We start from the raw sequence: 18662 nt of genomic DNA on the forward strand, positions 1-18662 counted from the left end.
GCCCGCGGAGCTCGCGAACGCCGAGGGAGAGTGCGATGAGGCGACATGACCGACCGAACGGATGCCGCGTCGCCGCCGCCGCCCACGCTACCCCGGGTTCGCGGCCGCTTCGACCGAGACCGGGGCGCCGGTGAAACGCACCCGCACGGCGTCGCCGGGAGCGGTGTGCACCCGCACGCCGTGCTGCACCGAGACCTCGGCGCCGTCGGCGAACCGCACCCGGGTGCGGCGAAGCGACCCGTGGAAGCTCGAGGCGGTGACGACGCCCTCCACTCCGTCCGCGGACAGCTCGAGGTCTTCCGGCCGCACCGCGACGAGGACGGTCCCGTCCGCCTGCGACGGGTCGAGGAGGGGCAGCCGGGTTCCGTACAGCTCCGCGAATCCGTTGCGCACCATTCCGGTCAACTGGTTGCTCAGGCCGACGAAATCGGCGATGAACGGCGACGCCGGCCGGGAGTAGAGGTCTTCGGGCGTCCCGACCTGCTCGATCCGGCCGTCGCGCATGACAGCGACCCGGTCGGCGATCGCGAGCGCCTCATCCTGATCGTGCGTCACGAACAGGGTTGTGATGCCCAACTCAGTCTGGATCCGCCGGATCTCCTCGCGCAGGGCCACCCGTACCTTGGCGTCGAGAGCGGAGAGCGGCTCGTCGAGAAGGAGCACCCGCGGTTCGGTGACGAGGGCGCGGGCCAGCGCGACCCGCTGCTGCTGACCGCCGGACAGCTGGTGGGCGAACCGGTCATAGTGGTCCGCGAGGCCGACGAGGCCGAGAGCATCCGCGGCCCGACGGCGGCGGGCCGCGGCGGCGACCCCGCGCATCCGCAGCCCGAATTCGACGTTCTCGCCCGCGCTCAGATGCGGGAACAGCGAGTAGGCCTGGAAGACCATCCCCATGTCGCGCCGACTCGTCGGGAGAGTGGACACGTCGACCCCGTCGACCGTGATGATGCCGGCATCCGTCGATTCGAGGCCCGCGAGGGCTCGGAGTGCCGTGGTCTTGCCGCTTCCGCTCGGGCCGAGCAGCGCCACGAACTCACCGGCCTGCAGGGTCAGGTCGAATCCGGCGAGGGCCCGGTGTCCCCCGAAATCCTTGGTGACGCCCGAGAATTCGACGACGGCTCCGTGCCGCGCCGGCGGTGCGCTCGCGGCTTCCACCCCCGTCACGGCAGCACGCCCGGCAGGAGCCGGCGCCGTGCCCCCGGTCGGCGTGTCCAGCGGGGTGTTGCTCGTGTTGCGGGTCATTGCCGGCCTCCGATGGGGCGGTGTCGTGGCGAGCGGGTGCGTTCGGCACCCAGGCGGCCGATGAGCAGGAGCAGCAGGAACGCGAGGATCAGCGAAAGCAGGGACAGGATCACGGCCGTGTACGGGTCGGCCTTGCTGACCACGACGAGCGCGGTCTGCAGGTTCACCCGGCTGAGCAGCGACGCGATGGTGAATTCGCCGAGGACCACGGCGACCGCGATGAAGGCGCCGGCCAGCAGGCCACGACGCAGGTTCGGCAGAAGCACGCGGAACAGCACGCTCCCCCAGCCTGCTCCCAGGGTGCGGGCGGCCTCGCTCAGCGTGCGCACGTCAACGGCGTCGAGGTTGGCCTGGATCGCCCGGTAGGCGTACGGCAGCACGATGATGCCGTATGCGAGGGACAGCGTCCAGACTCCGCTGCCGACGAGCCGGGAGAGCGCCGAGTAGACCGGCGCCAGTCCGACGACGAGGACGATCGCCGGGATGCTGATCGGCAGGATGCAGACGAACTCCAGCAGGCGTCGCAGCCGGGGAAAACGGATGTGCACCAGCAGCATCGTCGGCACGAGCAGCAGGAGCACGATCAGCACCGTTCCGACGGCCAGGCCGACCGAATTGCCGACGGCGACGGGCACCTGGCGGTACGGCCCGGTGAGACCGCCCTGGAACAGGGCGATCCAGCGGGAGAAATCGTGGCCGCCGGCCAGTCCCTTGCGCAGGGTGAACTCGACCATGGCCACGAACGGAATGATGAAGAGGAAACCGATCACACCCAGGATCAGGGCGCGCACGACGCGTGAGGGGGCGTGCGCGACGCCGTCCCGCACGATCGGGCCGGTCACCGCTGCCACCGGGCGGCCCTCGATTGCAGAGCCGAATATCCGGCCATCACGATCACCATCACCACAACCATCCCGAGCGCGAGAGCACCGGCCAGGTTCTCCCGGCCGAGCACCGTCTCACTGGTCAGCGCCGACCGGATCTGCAGGGGAACGATCTGGGAACCCTGGCTCGTGAGCGCCGCAGCGGTCGCATACGACGAGAACGCGTTTGCGAACAGCAGCAGGAGGCTGCCGAGGAACGAGGGCGCGAGAACCGGGCCGGCGATCCTCAGCCAGTAGGAGAGGGTGCTCCCGCCCAGGGTTGCGTTGGCCTCAGCCCAGGTCGGTTTGAGCGCCTGAAGAGCGGGCATGAACGTGATGATCATCAGCGGAATCTGAAAATAGAGGTACGGCAGCACCAGCCCGGGCAGTTCGTAGAGCCAGACACCGCCCGAGAAGATGTCCACGCCGAAGGTGTCGCGCAGGATGAGCGTGACCATGCCCTGGATGCCGATGGTGGCGATGAACGCGAAGGCCAGCATGACGCCGCCGAACTGGGCAAGGACTCCGCTGAGCGAATCGACCACCGTGCGGAGGGCACCGTCCGGCCGCGCTCCGAGCAGCCCGTAACACGCGATCGCGCCGAGCACCGCCCCGAGGACGGCGGTCAGGGCGGACAGCCACAGGGAGTTGCCGAACGCGTTGAGCACCACCGGGTTACCGAGTGCCGCGATCGTCGCCAGGGTGAACCTGCCGGACTTGTCGAAGAATCCGGTTCCGACGGCGATCAGGGTCGGCAGGGCGAGGAAGAGGAGCACGTAGACCGCGAACGGCAGCAACCCGAAGGCTGCTGCCGATGCGCGGACCTTACTGGACAGCGGCCGCCCAGGTCGCGCCCAGCAGGGTAGCCGCGGCTGCGCTCTGCTCTTTGGTCGGGACCACGGTCTCCGTGGGGGCCTTCGGAAGGGCGCTCAACAGCGCCGCATCGATCGTGCCCGCGGTCGTCATCGCTTCGGCGCGCGCGGGGCGCGCCCCACCGGCGAGCCACAGGTTCTGGCCTGCGTCGCTGTAGAGGAACTCCTGCCACAGCCGGGCGGCGGCCGGGTGCGGGGCATCCTTGCTCACGGCCTGGTTGTAGTACCCGGCGTAGCCGGTGCCCGGGAACACGACGACCTTCCAGTTGCGCTGACCGGCGAGCTTCTTGCCGTAACCGACATTGAGGTAGTCCCAGTCGAAGACGACGGGGGTCTCGCCGGACGCGATCGTGGCCGGCGTCGGGTCGATCTTGACGAAGTTGCCTGCGGCGTTGAGCTTGGAGAAGAAGTCGATTCCGGGCTGGAAGTTGTCGACGGCGCCCCCGTTCTGCACGGTCGCCATGCCGACAGCGGCGAACGCGGCCCCGGCCTGGGTCGGGTCGCCGTTGATGGCGACCTTGCCCTTGTATGCTGCACCGAGCAGGTCGCTCAGCTGCGTCGGCGCCGGGACGGCGTCGGGGTCATAGCCGACGGCCAGGTATCCGCCGTAGTCGCCGGTGTAGAGCCCGGTGGATTCCTTGAGCGCGTCGGGGATGTCGGACCAGGTGGCCACCTTGTACGGGGCGAACCGGTCGGTGCTCGACAGGGCGACGGCCAGGCCCAGGTCGAAGACGTCCGGCGCGGTGTCCTGTCCCTTGAGGGTGTCTGCAGCCTGGATTTCCTCGGCGCTCGAGCCGTCCGGCGAGGCTTCGTTGATCGCGATCTCGGGATACTTCTTCGAGAACGCGTCGAGCACGGCGCCGTAGTTCGCCCAGTCACGAGGGAGGGCGATGACATTGAGGTTGCCTTCCGCCTTGGCGGCGCTCTCAAGGGCCGGAAGATCGCCGAAGGCGCTGAGGCTGGTGGCCGTTGCGGCGTCGGTGGTGGAGGCTCCGGTTCCGGTTCCGCTCGCGGCCGTGCCGGAGCATCCGGTCAGGCCGATTGCAAGCATTGCCGTGGCGGCCAGTGACGTGATCAGGGTGCGTGGGGTGACCATTTTTCCTCCGTCTGACCAGCAACGAGAGGCCGCGCACGCATTGGCGCGCGCCGTTCGTAACCGCGGTGCTGGTCACCGAGAGACTAAAAGCCGCTCTTGACGGGACAGCGAAACGCTCCTGAACAGCTCATGAATGCTCGGCGTCGCCATTCCGTCTGCACGGAACGACGTCCGCTCTCACCGCCGCGATCGGGCGAACACCGTACGCAGCGACACCCGCTTGGTGTACTCGACCGAGCCGTAGCGGAACAACTGCACCGCGAGCCGGAGCACGATTCCGCCGAGCAGGAACAGTTCCGCAATGACGATGCCGGACTCCAGCGGGCTGAGCGACCCGAGCCCATTCCGGAGCATCGCCGTCACCGGCGCGGAGTATGGGAAGAACGTGAAGAGCTGCACGATCAGCGCGTGCGGGTCCGACACCACGAGCGACACCGCGTAGAGGGGCACGAACACGAGCGCCATCACGATGCCGAAGACCTGGCTGGCCTCCTTCGCGGTGGGCATGATCGCCCCTGCCGCGACGAGGGTGCCCATGAACAGGGTGAACCCGCCGATCAGGAGCAGCGCGCCGACGACCATCTGGCCGGGGTTGACGATGAGCTGGGAGAGGTCGACGTCGGGCAGACTCAGCGAGGTGCGGAAGAACAGATAGCCGACCAGCACCGGCAGGATGAACACGAGCATCTGCACGATCCCGATGATGAACAGGGAGATGATCTTGCCCATGATCAGGGTCGTCGGGTTGAGGGTGGTCAGGATCATCTCGGTGACCCTGTTCTCTTTCTCCTCCAGGGTGCTCGTGAGCATCTGATTGCCGAGCATCACGATCACGACGTAGAAGATCAGCAGGAAGAGCAGGGGGGCGACGGCACCGAGGATCCCCCCTGAGACCGCGCCGTCCTTATAGGTGACCGCATCGACCTGGAAGGAGCCCCGCGCGAGCCCGGTCAACGTCGGGTCGCCGATCTTCGCCTGGGCGCTGGCGACCATCAGCTGGGTCGCCACCGAGGAGTACTTGCCGTTGTCGAAGATGCCGACGTCGGTGCCGTAGACCGTGGTGGCCTCCTTCGTCGGCTGGGCCGGGTAGGAGAAATGGGCGGCCGATACGCCCGACTTCACGTCGGCGATCGCCTGGTCGGGGTCGGCGGCGAGGGTGCCGCCGAATGCAGTGGCGATGGCCGGGTCGATGTAACCGGATGCGTCGCTATAGGTGAACCGAAGGGTCGCGTCTTTCTGCGAGTCGACCTTGCTCTCCGTGGAGGTGTTCGACAGCACGATGAGCGCGATCACGATGCCGATCACCACCGGCACCAGCAGGGTCGTGAGCCAGAACTGCTTCTTCTTGAGCGTGCGCGTCACTTCGAACGAGACGACCGTGCCGAGATTGTGCCGAGCCATGGTCTACTCCCCCGCCGTTCCGACGCGTTCACCGGCAGCGGCGCCGGCGTTTTGGTCACCGGCGTTCTGGTCACCGTAGACGGCGACGAAGATGTCGTCGAGCGAGGGACGGCCGGCGGTGAACTCACGAACGGTCACTCCGGCATCCATCAGCTCACGCAGGATGACGGCCTCGTCGATCGGGCCGGTCACGGTCAGTTCGGCGTAGCTGCTCTCCCGCCGGGTCACCGTGTAGTGCGGCGACTCGGGGATCTCGCCGGTGTAGCGGACTCGGACCACGGTTCCGCCGTACTGGTCCTGCACGTCCTCGACGGTGCCGTAGGCCTCGGCCTCACCGTTCTTCAGGAGGACGATCCGGTCGCAGAGGCGTTCGACCTCTTCCATCTGGTGAGTGACCATCAGCACGGTGGCGCCGGCCCGCTTCTGGTCTTCGATGATATCCATCAGCAGTTTGCGGTTGACCGGGTCGAAACCCTTGGTGGGCTCGTCGAGGATGAGCAGCTCCGGGTCGTTCATGATCGTGACGCCGAGCTGCACCTTCTGCTGCTGGCCGCCCGAGAGCTTGTCGAGCCGCACCTTGGCCTTGTCGGCCAGCGCGACCCGTTCGAGATACTGCAGCGACCAGGAGTGCGCGTTCGACCGGCTGAGTCCCTTGAGGCGCCCGAAATAGGTCATCACGTCGATGACGGATTCCTTCTTGTACAGGCCGCGTTCCTCGGGCAGGTAGCCGAGGGTGGCACCGTCTTCGGGGCTGAACGGCTTCCCGTTGATGTGCAGCAGACCGGCGGTGGGCTGGTAGATCCCGAGCAGCGCACGGATGGTGGTGGTCTTGCCGGATCCATTGGATCCGAGGAACCCGAAGGTCTCGCCCCGGTTGATGTCGAAGGACAGGTCCCGAATTACGGTCGAGCGGCCGAAGTCCATCCGGAAGTTGCTGATGTGCACGAGCGGCTCGCCATCGGACCGCGAATCCTTTCGCGGAACAGCCTGCTGATCGGGCTTATCGAGTGAAGTGAGCAGTGAAGACGCCATGCCGAAAAGACCCCCAATTTCGTTATCACGACGCTACACCGGATGAGCCTGTGCGGGTCAGTGCGCGGGGACTTCGGCGGGCGCACCGGCATCCGCACCCTCGACCGCGGGCGTGCGGCGGATGAAGAACGCGGCCGGGATCGCGAACAGGGAGATCACGGCGCCGCAGAGGAAGGCCGCGTGGATCCCTGCGCTCGTTGCGGTCACCGCGGTCACACCGGGGGCCAGCTGCGACGCGGCGACGGAGGCCATCACCGTCACGAACAGGGCGGTGCCGAACGCGCCGGCGAGTTGCTGGATCGTGCCGACCATCGCACTGCCGTGCGAGTAGAGCTCGGGGCGCACGGCCGCCAGCCCCGCGGTGAACAGCGGGGTGAAGAGCAGGGCTAGGCCGAGACTCAGGGTCACGTGCGCAGCGACGACCATCCATGGCGCGCTGTGCTCGTTCAGCAGGGTCATCCCCCAGAACACCGCGCTCACGATCACCGAGCCAGTGACGAGGAGCCGGGTGGGGCCCGACCGGTCGTAGAGCCGTCCCACGAGCGGCGCGAGCAGGCCCATCACGAGCCCCCCGGGCAGCAGCATCAGCCCGGTGGTGAGCGTGTCGAGGCCGAGCACGGTCTGAATGTAGATCGGCAGCAGGATGATGGTGCCGAACAGGGCCATCATGCTGATCGCCATCATCACGATCGCGAACGTGAAGGTGCGCGAGCGGAAGGTGCGCAGGTCGAGCAGCGCGCGGTTGCGCTTCTGCAGCGACAGCTGGCGCAGAATAAACGTCGTGAGGCCGAGCGCGCCCACGGCGAGCGGCAGCCAGCCGGACACCGAGGCGATGCCGCCGCCCGCCGCGCCCAGGTTGCTCAGCCCATAGACCAGCCCACCGAAGCCGAGCGCGGAGAGGATCACCGAGAACACGTCGATCGGGGTCTTGGTCGGTGTCGTCACGTTCTTCATCAGGATGCCGCCGACGACGAGCGCGGTCAGCGCGATCGGCAGCACGAGGATGAACATCCAGCGCCAGTCGAGCACGCTCAGGATCGCGCCGGAAATGGTCGGACCGATCGCCGGTGCGACCGAGATCACGATGGAGATGTTGCCCATCATCCGGCCGAGGTGCGCCGCGGGCACGAGGGTCATCACGGTCGTGAGCAGCAGCGGGAACATGATCGCCGTTCCGGTCGCCTGCACCACCCGGGCGACGAGCAGCACGGTGAAGCCGGGCGCGAGCGCTGCGATGAGTGTCCCCGTGCTGAACAGGGTCATCGCGGCGATGAACACCGGCCGGGTGTTGTAGCGCTGCAGCAGGAACCCGGTGATCGGGATGACCACCGCCATCGTGAGCATGAACGCGCTCGTCAGCCACTGCGCGGCACTCGCCGAGATGTTGAGGTCTTCCATCAGCCGTGGCAGCGCGACACCCATGATCGTCTCGTTCAGGATGACGACGAACGTCGAGATGAGCAGCAGGGTGATGACGAGGCGGTTGCGAACACCGAGGGCCGCCTCGGCCGCGGTCGTTGCGGCATCCGTGCTCACTGTGTTGTCTGCAGACGCACCTGCGAGGGTGCCTGTATTCGTGTCGGTACTGGCGGTGGCGGTTTCAGACATGAAGGTCCCGTCGAGGTGTGCGGTCAAGATGTGAGGCGGTGCAGATGTGAGGCGGTGTCGCTACTGAAACTCAAACCACTGACACCGCCCGATTGTTCCGGCGAAGCGGAACTCGGTCAGACGTAAAGTCGGAGATTTTTGCGCCACGCCGCAACTCCGGGCAGCGGATGCCGCGAGTCGCGAAAATCTCCGACGTTGCGTCGAGAAGGTGCGAGGCCCGGTCGGCCTCGCACCCTCCCTCACCGATAGGGCGTGGTCATCCGGTAGCGGAGCAGGTCCGCATGCTGGCGTTCGAGAGCGCGCTCGCGTTCTTCGCGCACCCGCCGCAGCACCTCCCAGTCGACGGATGCGACCGGGCGCGCCGGGCGCGGCCGCCGCCCCCACCGGATCAGCGCGACGCCCAGGTGCAGCGCCAGGCGATCGACACGGCCGAGAGGCCGCAGCTGCGGCGCAACCGACTCCACTACGGATTCGGGTTCGGATGCGGACGGTGGTTCCGGTTCGTGCTGCCGGGGCAGCGGGCGGTCGTGGCGACCGGGATCGGTCGGCAAGGTTATGGTCATGGTGATTGAGCCTCACTGTGACGGCGCGCAGGACGGATGCGGAGGCATCCGTCTGCTGCACCGGCGGGGCCGCCGAAGCGGCGCAAGAATGGACGTCGTCAGGTATGCGACGTCAGGGAACGGGACTGATCCCGGGGCGCGCAAAGCGCCGGCTGCGAGCGGGCATCGAGGGCGTCGCCACCGCAGAACCGGTGGTGGAAACTCGCGCCGGTCAGGCGGTAAAGACGCCGACGAGGCCGGCGGCGAGGCAGTTTACTGCGGAAAAGTTTGACTGAATCATGGGACGGCTCCTCTCGTCGTGTGGCGTTGCTGCCACGGTACCCGTCGTCCGCACGATCGCGCAAGGGAATCGGGAAAGGTGCACTGAATCCGTTACCTCAGCTCTCGGCGAGGCCCAGCTGCCGCAGAAGCCGGGGAAAGTCCGTGACGAGCGCGTTCCAGACGATCTGATAGTCCGTGTTCGCGTAGTCATGGGCGAGGTAATTCCGCATCGCACGCAACTCCGCCCACGCGACCTCCGGGTGTTTGTCCCGGTATGCGTCCGGCAACCGCTCGACCGCGGTTTGCAGATCGATCACGATGGCCTTGGCCGCGAGTTGCTGGGTTCGGTCCGCCCGGTCGAAGAAGACCTCCCGGCCGCGGGCGGTGATGAGGCGCGCATGACGCACGAGGTCGCGGATGTCCGCGAGCAGCGCATCCGTGCGGTCGAATTCGTGGGTCATCGGGTCACGCTCACAGCGGCACCGCCTCGGCGACGGCACGATCGCGGATGCTGCCCTCGGCCCGGTCGCTCATCACGTCCACCCGCACGCCGAGAAGGTGTTCAAGATCGAGGACCAGGCCCGCCGCATCGAGGAGGGAGGCCTCGGGCGCGAATTCGACGAGGAGGTCGATGTCGCTGCCGGCGACATCCGTGCCCCGGGCGATGCTCCCGAAGACTCGTACATGGCCGGCGCGGCGGCGGGCGGCCAGCTCGAGCACGCGCTCGCGACCCCGCTGCAGCACGACCGATGGTCGCTCGGTAGTCGCGGCCAGGATGCGGGCAAGGGTTTCGGGGCGGGGTTGCACCCGACCGGACTCATAGGCGGAGAGATTCGGTTGCGGCACGTCGGCGCGTACGGCGAGTTGACTCTGCGAGAGCCCGGCGCGCGTGCGTGCCTCGAGAATACTCTCCGCTGTGTTCATGCACGGAGTATAGCTCGCAGCTATAGGACCTCCGCGAGCCCGCTCGCGTCACCGTCATTCGCGCCTGCGCCCCTTTGGGCAGCCCGCGCCCATCTGAGCTCGCCGCCGCGCCGGTTTCGGCACACCGCGCCGGCCGTTTCGGGCGCGGCATGCGCAAACCGGCGCGGGCGCCACCACGATGGCCGGACTAGTCGAGCTTCAGGTCTGCGAGTAGGTCCTCGAGGACCGACTCCTCTTCGACGCGCAAGCGCAACTCCTCCATCGCGCCGGAGAGAGCACTGTCCCAGGGAGTGGCGCCGACGCTTCCGGTGAACTCCGAGGTCGCGAGGCTCGACTCGCACGCGGCGCGGTAGTCGGCTTCGCCGTATCGCCACGGAGTCCACGGCACGCTGCGGGCGACCGTGCGCGCGATCGTGACGCCGCCCGCATCGAAGTCACCGTGGTACCGGAGCCGCGAACCGCCTTCGACGAGTTGCGTGAGTAACCGCAGCACCGCAGCCCCCGGTTGCCCGTTCACACACACGATCGGTACGAAACCGCCACCAGCACCAGCACCAGCACCAGCACCAGCACCAGCACCAGCACCAGCACCGTACCGGTCGGCCGCGGCCGCGATCACCGCAGGGTTCTCGCACACCGAGACCAGCGCCGGGGCCCGGCCGATGTCATCCACGGCGAGCTGCCGGTACGTCAACACGACGGGCTGGCCGGACTCGGCGAGCGCCGCCAGGGCACGGGCCGTCGGAGATGTCACGCCGCCGGGTAGCCCGAGCGCGAGCACGGTCGAGGACAGCTCATCCACGACGACACCCGACTGCTGCCACGCGTCGCGCCGCCACCGTGATCCGTTCCCGGCGGGTTGTCCGGTCGACGCCGCCGCGAGCCCGACCGCGATCGACCCGAGTGGACTCTTCGGGTCGAGCGCATGCGCGTCCCCGAACAGGCGCGCCGCGAGCACACCGAGGGCCTCCCCCTCCGCCGGCAGGGCGCGGGCGAGCACACCGAGGTGGAGGGTCATCGAGTGTGCGGCCAAAGCGGATGCCGTCGCTCGCCGCAGCGCGCCCGACCGGTTCACGCTGTCCACCCAGCCCGCGAGTTCGGGCCGTTCGACGGCGATCACGCGCAGGGTGTCGGCGACCTGCTGCCAGCTCGCCCGTTCCGCGCGCCGGACCTCGGGGCCCACGATCGGCCCGACGAGTTCGGTGACCGCCGAGACCAGCCCCGCGGGCCAGGCGTCCCGCCGCAGCAGGGCATCGAGCTGGTCGAGCGACACCGAAGCCGATGACCCGGAGCGCACGGGCCGGCCGACGAGCCGGGCCGCCGCCATCCGCTCGGTCGCACTCGCGCTCTGCTTCGTGACGATGCCCACGAGCGTGCCGGTTTGCTCGAGCCGGGAGCGCATGCGCGTCAGCAGCCATGCGGTGTCCGGGGTATCGAGCAGACGACGGATGCGCGCAACGGCTTCCGCGCTGACCTCGCCACCCGAGCCTGCCCCGGCCCCGACGTTCACAGAATCGCTCACCAGAGCCCTCCAGCCTCGGCCTCAGCGGCAGCGACACCGGCGTCGACGACGGCAGTGCGCCGTTTCCCGTCCCACTGCCAGCGCTGCACGTGCACGGCGTCGGTGCCGTCGAAACGGGTCAACTGCGAGATACCGAGCCCGGGCACCTCCACGTAACAACCCCACTCGCGTTCGCTCGTCATCACGACGTCGAGGTCGAACTCGGCGAGCAGACCGAGGCAGCTCGCGCGCGAGTTGTCGTCGACACCCGCGAAGGCCTCATCGAGCATGATCATCCGCGGCGCATACGGGTTGGTCGCGGTGCGATAGTGCGAAGACGCCGCCGCGAACAGCGGGATGCTCGCGGCGAGCACCCGCTCACCGCCCGATGCCGGGCCGGTCGCCGACTTCCAGACGCCGCCCTGCTGCCGCTCGATGGTGAACCGGTGCCAGCGGCGGTAGTCGAGCGCCTCGCCGAGGTGGTCGTACCAGTTGCCGGCCTCGTCGGCGTCACGCACTTCCGCGATCCGGGCCTGCAGGAAGCCGCCCAGCGCAACTCGATCGGATTCGTCCCAGACATCCGCTGTGGTCGCGAGCAGGCGCCGGGCTTCGGTCAGCCCGGCAGGCCCGTCCGGTCGCGGTTTCCAGAGCACTCGCAAAATCATGCCTGTCGTGGTGGGCCGGGCCCGCAGTTCCTCGTTGAGCTGCACGATCTGCCGGTCGGCCTCGCCGATCAGCTCGGACAGTTGAGCTCCGACCTCGGTGACGAGGTGCGACTGGATGATCTCGCGTTCCTTGGCGCTGAGCAGCCGCAGGTGCTGCTCGATCTGCCCGCCGAGCTGCTCGGCAAGTTCCACGAGCAGCATCTCCCGTCCGCGGAAGGTCACGACCACGCGCACCCCGTCGTCGTTCGGGTAATAGGCCGCCTCATGCCCGTGCCGGCCGAGCGATCGTTGCAGGTCGGCGAACTCGGTGAACACCTGCGACTGCAGCCGGGTGTACTTCTCGTCGGTGGCGTCCAGCTCGGGTAGCGCCGCCTCGATGGCGCGGGCGAACTGCACCCCCCGGGTCACGGTCCAGTCGGTGTCTCCCCCGGCATCCGGTTCGACGACGGCGAGCGCGGCGACGTCTGCGACCTGCACGAGGCCGAGCGCGGTCGTGCGCTGCAGTGCGGCGACGGCGGCGACCCGGTTCGCGGCCACGCGGTCCTGGTCCGCACGGATGCCGCGGAGCCGCTCCCCGAGACCGGCCTGCTTCTCGCCGTCCCGGCGAGCGCTCTCGCCGAGGCGGCCCAACGCGGCGCTGATCGATTTCAGCTCCGCGGCCACGGCGGCGACCCGCTCCCGGTAGCCTCGCACGTCGGCGCCGAGCTGCTGGCGCAGAGTCTCGAGGTAGCTGCCGGTGCGGGTGCGTTCGTCGGCGGCGGACCCGACCTCGGCCAGGGTCCGATCACGTTCGTCGCGGGCGGCCGTGAGCCGCGTTTCGGCGCGCCCGAGCCGACGCCCAGCGGATGCCCACCGCTCGGCCGCGTGCCAGAGCGCGGTGACCTGACGTTCATACTCCGACAGGGCGGAACCAAGCCCGCGGATCGCGTCCGGTCCCGTGGGGAGGTGGAGAGTGGCCGCATCCGCGGCGAGTTCGGCTTCCGCCTCGGCGAGCTCGCGGCGGGCACCGGCGGAACGAACGCGGGTCTCTTCGCGTTCGCTCGTGCGCTGGGCGACATGGTCGGCGGCACGTTCCGCGGACCGATCCGCCGTCTCGAGCGCGGTCGGGTACGGCACCGCGGCCTGCTCGCGTTCGATGACAGCGGACCGGGCGGCGATCTCGTCGAGGTCGATGGTCAGGCCCTCCTGCTCTGCGGAGATCGTATCGAGTTCGGCCCGCGCCTCGCGCAGCCGGTGTGTGCGGGCCGTTTCGCGTGCGCTCTCGCCGATGAACCGGGCCGTATCGACGGACCAGGCGCCGAACGCAGACCCCAGGCGGTACCGGCCGGTGAGGCTCACCCACACCGCGGGAGAGTCGTCGCCGATGCCGCGGGGCGATGAGCTGGCGGCGTCGGAGCGGGAGTCGGAATCGGCGTCGCCAGGGCTGGAGTCGTCACCCAGGCGGATCCCCCGCAACACCGCCTCGATCGTCTCCGCGGTCACGGCAGACCCCGCTGGCGGCTCCGCCACCAGCACCGACGCAAGTGTGCCGGCGGATGTCCCGGTGAGCGCCCCGTGCAGCAGTAACTGTCCGTCGCCGGGCTGACGCAGGTCCCCGTCAGGCAGCACGAGCGCCGTGAGCAGCCCACTGCCCTCGAGAGCGGCCTCGAGCCCGGCCCTGTGCTCCGCGCTGACCCCGTCGGAGAAACTCACCGCGCGCCACAGGGGAAGGGACCCCCCGGCCGGTGCGGTGCGGGTGTGCGGCAGGGTCGGTTCGACCGACTCGCCCTGCTCGAGCCCCGAAATCTCGGCGAGGAGCGCCGAGTGCCGGGTCGCGAGGTCGCCGAGCCGGTGCCGAAGGTCGGCGCGCCGCCGTTCCAGCTCACCCTGCAGCCGCTGCGCATCCCAGCGCAGCGCAGTGCTCGCCGGGTTCTCGCCCGTGCGCAGGCGCACCCAGTCGGTGAAGGCGCCGAACGCGTCATCGGAAACGGCGAGCTCAGTGAGTGCGGCCAGTACGATATCGACCTCGGAGACGTAAGCATCAACGGCGACCTCGACCGCGGCATCCGTGGCGGCACGTTCGTCGGTTGCCTCGGCCAGCCGGGTCTCGGTTTCGGCCTCGCGCAGGTTCGCCGCGCCGAGGCGTGCCTCGGCCTGCTCGAGCACCGCGATCAGCGCGGAGACCCGGTCGAGGGACTCACGCAGGCGGGTCACGCGGGCGGCCGCCGCGGTGCGCTCGCGCTGGAAGGCGGCCTCGAAGCCGTCGAAGCCGCCCGATGCGTCGCCGCCCCGTCCGCCGCGCTCGAAGGGCCTGCCGGTCTCGTCCGGCACGATTCCGAGTCCCGCCGGGTCGTGCTCGATCCCCGCGTCGACGGCCGCAGCGACCGCCGAAGCGCTCGCCGCACGGAACTGGGTCGCGCCCGCCACGAACTCGGCCCGGTCGTCCGCCGCCTCGGTGTCGGCGCGAGTGAGGGCGGCATCCGCACGCTGAAGGCCGGCCTCCGCAAGTGCCGCGCGTTCCCCGGCGGCGGTCGCCGCGGCATCCGCCATGTGGAGCAGCCGCTCGCTCTCGGCGTGCACGCTGTCGCGCAGCGCCTCCTGCTCGGCCTCGAGGGCCCCATGCTCGGTGCGTCGTTCCGCGGTGGCCGCGGCGTTGGCGTTGAGTGACTCCCGCAGCCGTTCGAGCTCCGCGGTCACCTCAAGGATCGCCCGCCCGTACTTGTCGAAGTCGGACTGCTCGCGACGGGGGCCGACGGCCTGCCGCTTGAGCATCACCTGCGCATAGGCGCGGTAGTGCTGCAGGAACCCGTGGACCGCCTTCTGGGCGGCGGCGAGTTGCTGCACCTCGTCGCGTTCCTCGTCGAGCGAGCGCAGCCCGTCGGCGACGGACTTGATCACGTCGTCGCTGACCGGGGTCAGCGCGCGGGTCAGCGCCTCGGACAGGGCGGCCTCGCTCGGCTTCTTGGAGAGCTGCGGTGCGCGAATCTGCAGCAGCAGCTCGATCAGTTCGGCGTAGCGCCGCTCCCCGAGGCCGAAGAGCTTCGCGTCGACAGCCTGACGGTACTCGCCCTTGGTGTCGTAGACCCGGCCGCGGTCGCCGAGAGCCTCGGCGAGGCGGTCACGCCCGAGCGCGAGCCGACTTGCGTCGATGAGGTCGAGCGTCTCCCCCACGCGCTGATCGGTCACGAAGAACCAGTGCCGGGTGATGCCGCGGCCCCGGGCCGCCTTGAGGCCCGCGCCGATCGTGACGTACTGCGCCTGGCCGGCCTCGTCGATGCGGCCGAACTCGAGCCAGCTGTAGCCGAGGCGTTCGCCGTTCGGGTGCTCGTCGCCGAGCAGCAGATTCCACTCCATGCGCTTCTGCCGGTCGCCGTCGGGTTCGACCCGCTGAGGCGAGAGGTCCCCGTCAAGGAGGAACGGCAGGGTCAGGGCGAGCACCTTCGACTTGCCGGCGCCGTTGTTGCCGCGCAACAGCAGGCGGCCGTCGACGAAGGGGAATTCCTCGTTGTCGTAGTAGAAGAGGTCGACGAGGCCCAGTCGCTGCGGCTGCCAACGCACGCTCGTCGGCACCGGCTGCGAGTCAGAGCGGAATGGTGCAACTGTGTCGAGGGTCACGACTGTCGAACTCCCATGATTGTCGGTGCAGTGAGGGCGTATCGGGCCAGAGCGGGCAGCACACGGATGCTGTTCCCGTCCCGAGCGACGAGCCGAAGGGCACGGAGGCGGCCGAGAGCGGTCTCGACGAGGTCGGCCGCGTCATCCGCCGCGCCCTTCCGCCAGAACTTGGCGTAGTTGGGGGCGAGGGCGCGCACCTGGCCGACAAGGACGTCGACCGGGACCTCCGGTTCACCGCACCGGGCCAGGAACTCGGCCAGGAGTAGGGTGACGTGTCCTTCGGTGCCCTTTTCGGGCATCCGCACGTCGCTGAGGTCGTCGTCGAAGTCGACCATGGCGATGCCCTCGAGTCGGATCTCGGCGACGAGCCCCGTGAACTCGGTGATGCGCCGGCAGATCGCGGCGCGCTGGCCGCGCAAGTAGGCGGTCTCGTCGTCGTCGAGCTCGTCGAGGTAGAGCACGGGGTCGTCGAGCAGGCGACGGGTGAGGCTGTGCCGCAGGCGTAGGTTGCGGAGGTCAGCGGTCGGGGCGGTGCCGCGGTCGCGCATGGCCGTGGTGCGTGCGCCGAGCGTGGTGGCGCCGATCGTCGACGGGCCGCGCCGGGTGACGAGCAGCTGGGAGAGCACCCGTCGGGACACGTCGTAGAGCGCATCCCCGGTGTTCTGCACGAAGTCCGCCTCGTCGCCGGCGACCCGGGCGAGCACGCCCCATTCGAGCAGCAGTTGCACGGCGGCGACGAGGTCGCTGCGTTCCTCGCGGCTGCCGAGCTCGAAGACGAAGCCCGCCGCGACGAGCTCGGGCACCGTCGCGGCTACGAGCACCTGCTCGGCGAGGCGGCCGAGCGCGATCTGACTGTCGCTGCGCTCGAGCACCGAGAGGCTGAGCATCAGCATCACGTACCGGCGGCGCGAGAACGGCACCCCGCCGCGGCGGGCTGCGAACGGATGCGTCGCATCCGTCACGGTGGCCGGCTCCCGGTCGAGCCGCACGACCTCGCTGTCGACATGCAGCGCCCAGCCGGTGTTGATGTCGAACCACTCGGCGAGGTCGCCCGCGTGCCGCCGCACGAGGCGGTAGCGCTCTTCGTCGGTCGAGCGGATCAGGGGCGTGCGCAGCAGCATCCGGGCCGCCCGCTGCCGGTCGTCGACCGCCGAGACGCTCATGACACCTCCACGAACACGTCGGCGTCAGCGTCAGCGTCAGCGTCAGCGTCAGCGTCGGCGTCAGCCCCGGCGTCGGCGTCAGCCCCGGCGTCGGCGTCAGCGTCAGCCCCGGCGTCGGCGTCGGCGTCAGCGTCAGCCCCGGCGTCGGCGTCGTGCGCGCCGGTCGGCCGTGTCTCGTCCTCCGCCATCAGGTCGGTGATGCGCACGAGGTGGTCGGGACCCCAGAGCGTGCCGCGCTCGGTCTCGAGGGCGACGAAACCGGCATCCGGCAGCTCGGTCAGCTCGATGCTCATGGTGCCGTCTGTCGAAGCGGTGCGGATCGGCCCGCCGTCCGGCGGGCGCGCGACGAGCGCATCGCCGAGCAGGGTGAGGAACAGACCGAAGGCGGTGCTGTCGAGCCCGGCGAGCGCGCTCAGCTCGACCGTGCCGTCGGTCGCGAGGCGCTTCCGCGCTGCGGCGATCTGCTCCGCCTGTTGACGCACCTGCAGCGCGATCAGTGCCCGCGCCGCCGACCGGTCGATGACCTGATTCGGCCGGCCCTTGCGCTCGTAACTGCCGGTTCGGCGCAGCTGCGGCGAGATCTCGATCGCGGGGGCATCCGCCCACGGCGCCCCGACGAGCGCGGCGTTGTCGCTCCAGTGCGCCCAGGTCGCCGAGTCGACCGTGAGGTGCCGCGCGGAGTAGAGGCCGAACGCGGCCCGGGCGAGCCGGTGCCGGTCGTCGTCGTCGGGCGCTTCCTGGAACCACTGCGCGAGACGCAGGTAGTCAGTTGACCGGTCGGAGCGGCCCGATCGCCTCGCGTTGACGGCGCGCACGGCGTCGAGCAGGGCCGGGATCGCGGCGAGCGCGGCCATCCGCAGCAGCTTCGCCTGGCTGTCCCTGCCGTGGCTCGAAAGAAACCACGACCGCAGCCCCTCCCATCGGTTTGCCCAGACGCCGTAGTGACGCGCCGACTCGGCGAGGGCGCCGTGGCCGCCGGGTCCGTCGGCATGCTCGGTGTGATCGGCATGCTCGGCATGGTCGGGATCGGGAACCTGAACGAGGGCATCGCTCGCCTCGCGTTCGGCGAGCGCGCGGAGGGCGCGGTTGACCGCCGCCCTGTCCACACCGCCGAGCAGGGTCGCGATCTGCGGTCCGCGCACGGTGAGGTCCTGGATGAAACGCTCGAGGTAGTCGACGAGTCGCGACTTGTAGGCGACGAAGGCCGCCTCGTCGGTGTCGGTGAGGTCGATCGTGCGCTGGAGCGAGGCCATGAACGCGCTCGCGTTGTCGGCGAGTTCGGTGAAGCGCAGGGTGAGCGCGGCGAGGGTCTGGTGCAGCTTGCCGAGGTCCGGGGTTTCGGCGCCGATCAGCGTCACGAATTCGTGCAGGGTGACCGCGATGTCCTCGAGGGCAACGCTCTGCAGGGCGCCGCGGCGGCCGAGGGTCTCTTCGAACCGTTCGAGGGCGCGTTCGGCGGCCTCGCCCGCCTGGCTCAGCTGGAACAGATGGCGCTTGCGGTAGAAGTCCTCGACCTGCACGACGCGGCCGGTGTCGGGCGACGCGAGGAGGTTGCCCCAGCCGACGAGTGAGTCGAGGGCCGCGGTGACGGCCTCGATCGACAGGTCTTCTGGCACAGGGACGGTCGCACTGGTCGCACCCGCGGCCGGATTGGCGGCTGCGCCCGGGGTCGGTTCCGCGGCATCCACTGCAGCATCGCGACGCAGCTGGCCGAGCACGTCGTCGGGGCGCAGATGCACCTGGAACCGCTCCTTGGCCGTCACGAAGGTGCCGAGCACGCGGCGGTAGATCTCGCTGTTCTGCGCGTTGAGGTGGCTGAACACGCTGAACGACTCGGAAAACTGGACCTCGGCAGAAACGATGCTCACCTACCCTGG

The 18662-nt window shown here is 69.4% G+C and carries 14 protein-coding genes; all 14 read right to left on the minus strand.

What is annotated here, in order from left to right:
* Nucleotides 1-87 precede the first annotated feature (87 nt).
* Nucleotides 88-1242, minus strand: a complete 1155-nt coding sequence (locus QN350_RS07770; RefSeq protein WP_323502831.1) for an ABC transporter ATP-binding protein — start codon at nt 1240-1242, stop codon at nt 88-90.
* Nucleotides 1239-2093, minus strand: a complete 855-nt coding sequence (locus QN350_RS07775) for an ABC transporter permease (protein WP_281535576.1) — start codon at nt 2091-2093, stop codon at nt 1239-1241. Before QN350_RS07775 ends, QN350_RS07770 begins: the two co-directional genes overlap by 4 nt.
* The gene (locus QN350_RS07780) at nt 2081-2941 is read right to left on the minus strand and encodes an ABC transporter permease (RefSeq protein WP_322140335.1); all 861 of its coding nucleotides are present in this window, start codon (nt 2939-2941) and stop codon (nt 2081-2083) included. The genes QN350_RS07775 and QN350_RS07780 overlap by 13 nt, the downstream gene beginning before the upstream one ends.
* Nucleotides 2931-4073, minus strand: coding sequence for an ABC transporter substrate-binding protein (locus tag QN350_RS07785; protein ID WP_322137708.1), 1143 nt, complete (start codon nt 4071-4073; stop codon nt 2931-2933). Before QN350_RS07785 ends, QN350_RS07780 begins: the two co-directional genes overlap by 11 nt.
* Nucleotides 4074-4250: 177 nt before the next feature.
* Nucleotides 4251-5474: an ABC transporter permease gene (locus QN350_RS07790; protein WP_323502833.1), complete on the minus strand. Its 1224-nt coding sequence runs from the start codon at nt 5472-5474 to the stop codon at nt 4251-4253.
* Nucleotides 5475-5477: 3 nt separating this feature from the next.
* Nucleotides 5478-6398 carry an ATP-binding cassette domain-containing protein gene (locus QN350_RS07795; RefSeq protein WP_322140336.1) on the minus strand — a complete coding sequence of 307 codons (921 nt, stop codon included), beginning with the start codon at nt 6396-6398 and terminating at the stop codon, nt 5478-5480.
* Between the two features lie 165 nt (nt 6399-6563).
* A complete protein-coding gene (locus QN350_RS07800; protein WP_322137710.1) occupies nt 6564-8114 on the minus strand; it encodes an MDR family MFS transporter in 1551 nt (516 codons plus the stop codon).
* Nucleotides 8115-8353: 239 nt separating this feature from the next.
* Nucleotides 8354-8677 (minus strand): hypothetical protein, encoded by a 324-nt coding sequence (locus QN350_RS07805; protein ID WP_322137711.1) that lies wholly within the window; start codon nt 8675-8677, stop codon nt 8354-8356.
* A gap of 377 nt (nt 8678-9054) precedes the next feature.
* Nucleotides 9055-9399 carry a DUF86 domain-containing protein gene (locus tag QN350_RS07810; protein WP_322137712.1) on the minus strand — a complete coding sequence of 115 codons (345 nt, stop codon included), beginning with the start codon at nt 9397-9399 and terminating at the stop codon, nt 9055-9057.
* Nucleotides 9400-9409: 10 nt separating this feature from the next.
* A complete protein-coding gene (locus tag QN350_RS07815) occupies nt 9410-9862 on the minus strand; it encodes a helix-turn-helix domain-containing protein (protein WP_322137713.1) in 453 nt (150 codons plus the stop codon).
* A gap of 187 nt (nt 9863-10049) precedes the next feature.
* A complete protein-coding gene (locus QN350_RS07820) occupies nt 10050-11384 on the minus strand; it encodes a TIGR02679 family protein (protein WP_323516064.1) in 1335 nt (444 codons plus the stop codon).
* Nucleotides 11381-15622 (minus strand): TIGR02680 family protein, encoded by a 4242-nt coding sequence (locus QN350_RS07825; protein WP_322137715.1) that lies wholly within the window; start codon nt 15620-15622, stop codon nt 11381-11383. The genes QN350_RS07820 and QN350_RS07825 overlap by 4 nt, the downstream gene beginning before the upstream one ends.
* Entirely contained in the window at nt 15619-16785 is a 1167-nt protein-coding gene (locus tag QN350_RS07830) for a TIGR02678 family protein (protein ID WP_322137716.1), read from the minus strand. The genes QN350_RS07825 and QN350_RS07830 overlap by 4 nt, the downstream gene beginning before the upstream one ends.
* Nucleotides 16782-18653: a TIGR02677 family protein gene (locus tag QN350_RS07835; protein WP_322137717.1), complete on the minus strand. Its 1872-nt coding sequence runs from the start codon at nt 18651-18653 to the stop codon at nt 16782-16784. Before QN350_RS07835 ends, QN350_RS07830 begins: the two co-directional genes overlap by 4 nt.
* Nucleotides 18654-18662 lie beyond the last annotated feature (9 nt).

Source organism: Cryobacterium sp. 10I5, assembly GCF_035019865.1.
Taxonomy (GTDB): Bacteria; Actinomycetota; Actinomycetes; order Actinomycetales; family Microbacteriaceae; genus Cryobacterium; species Cryobacterium breve_A.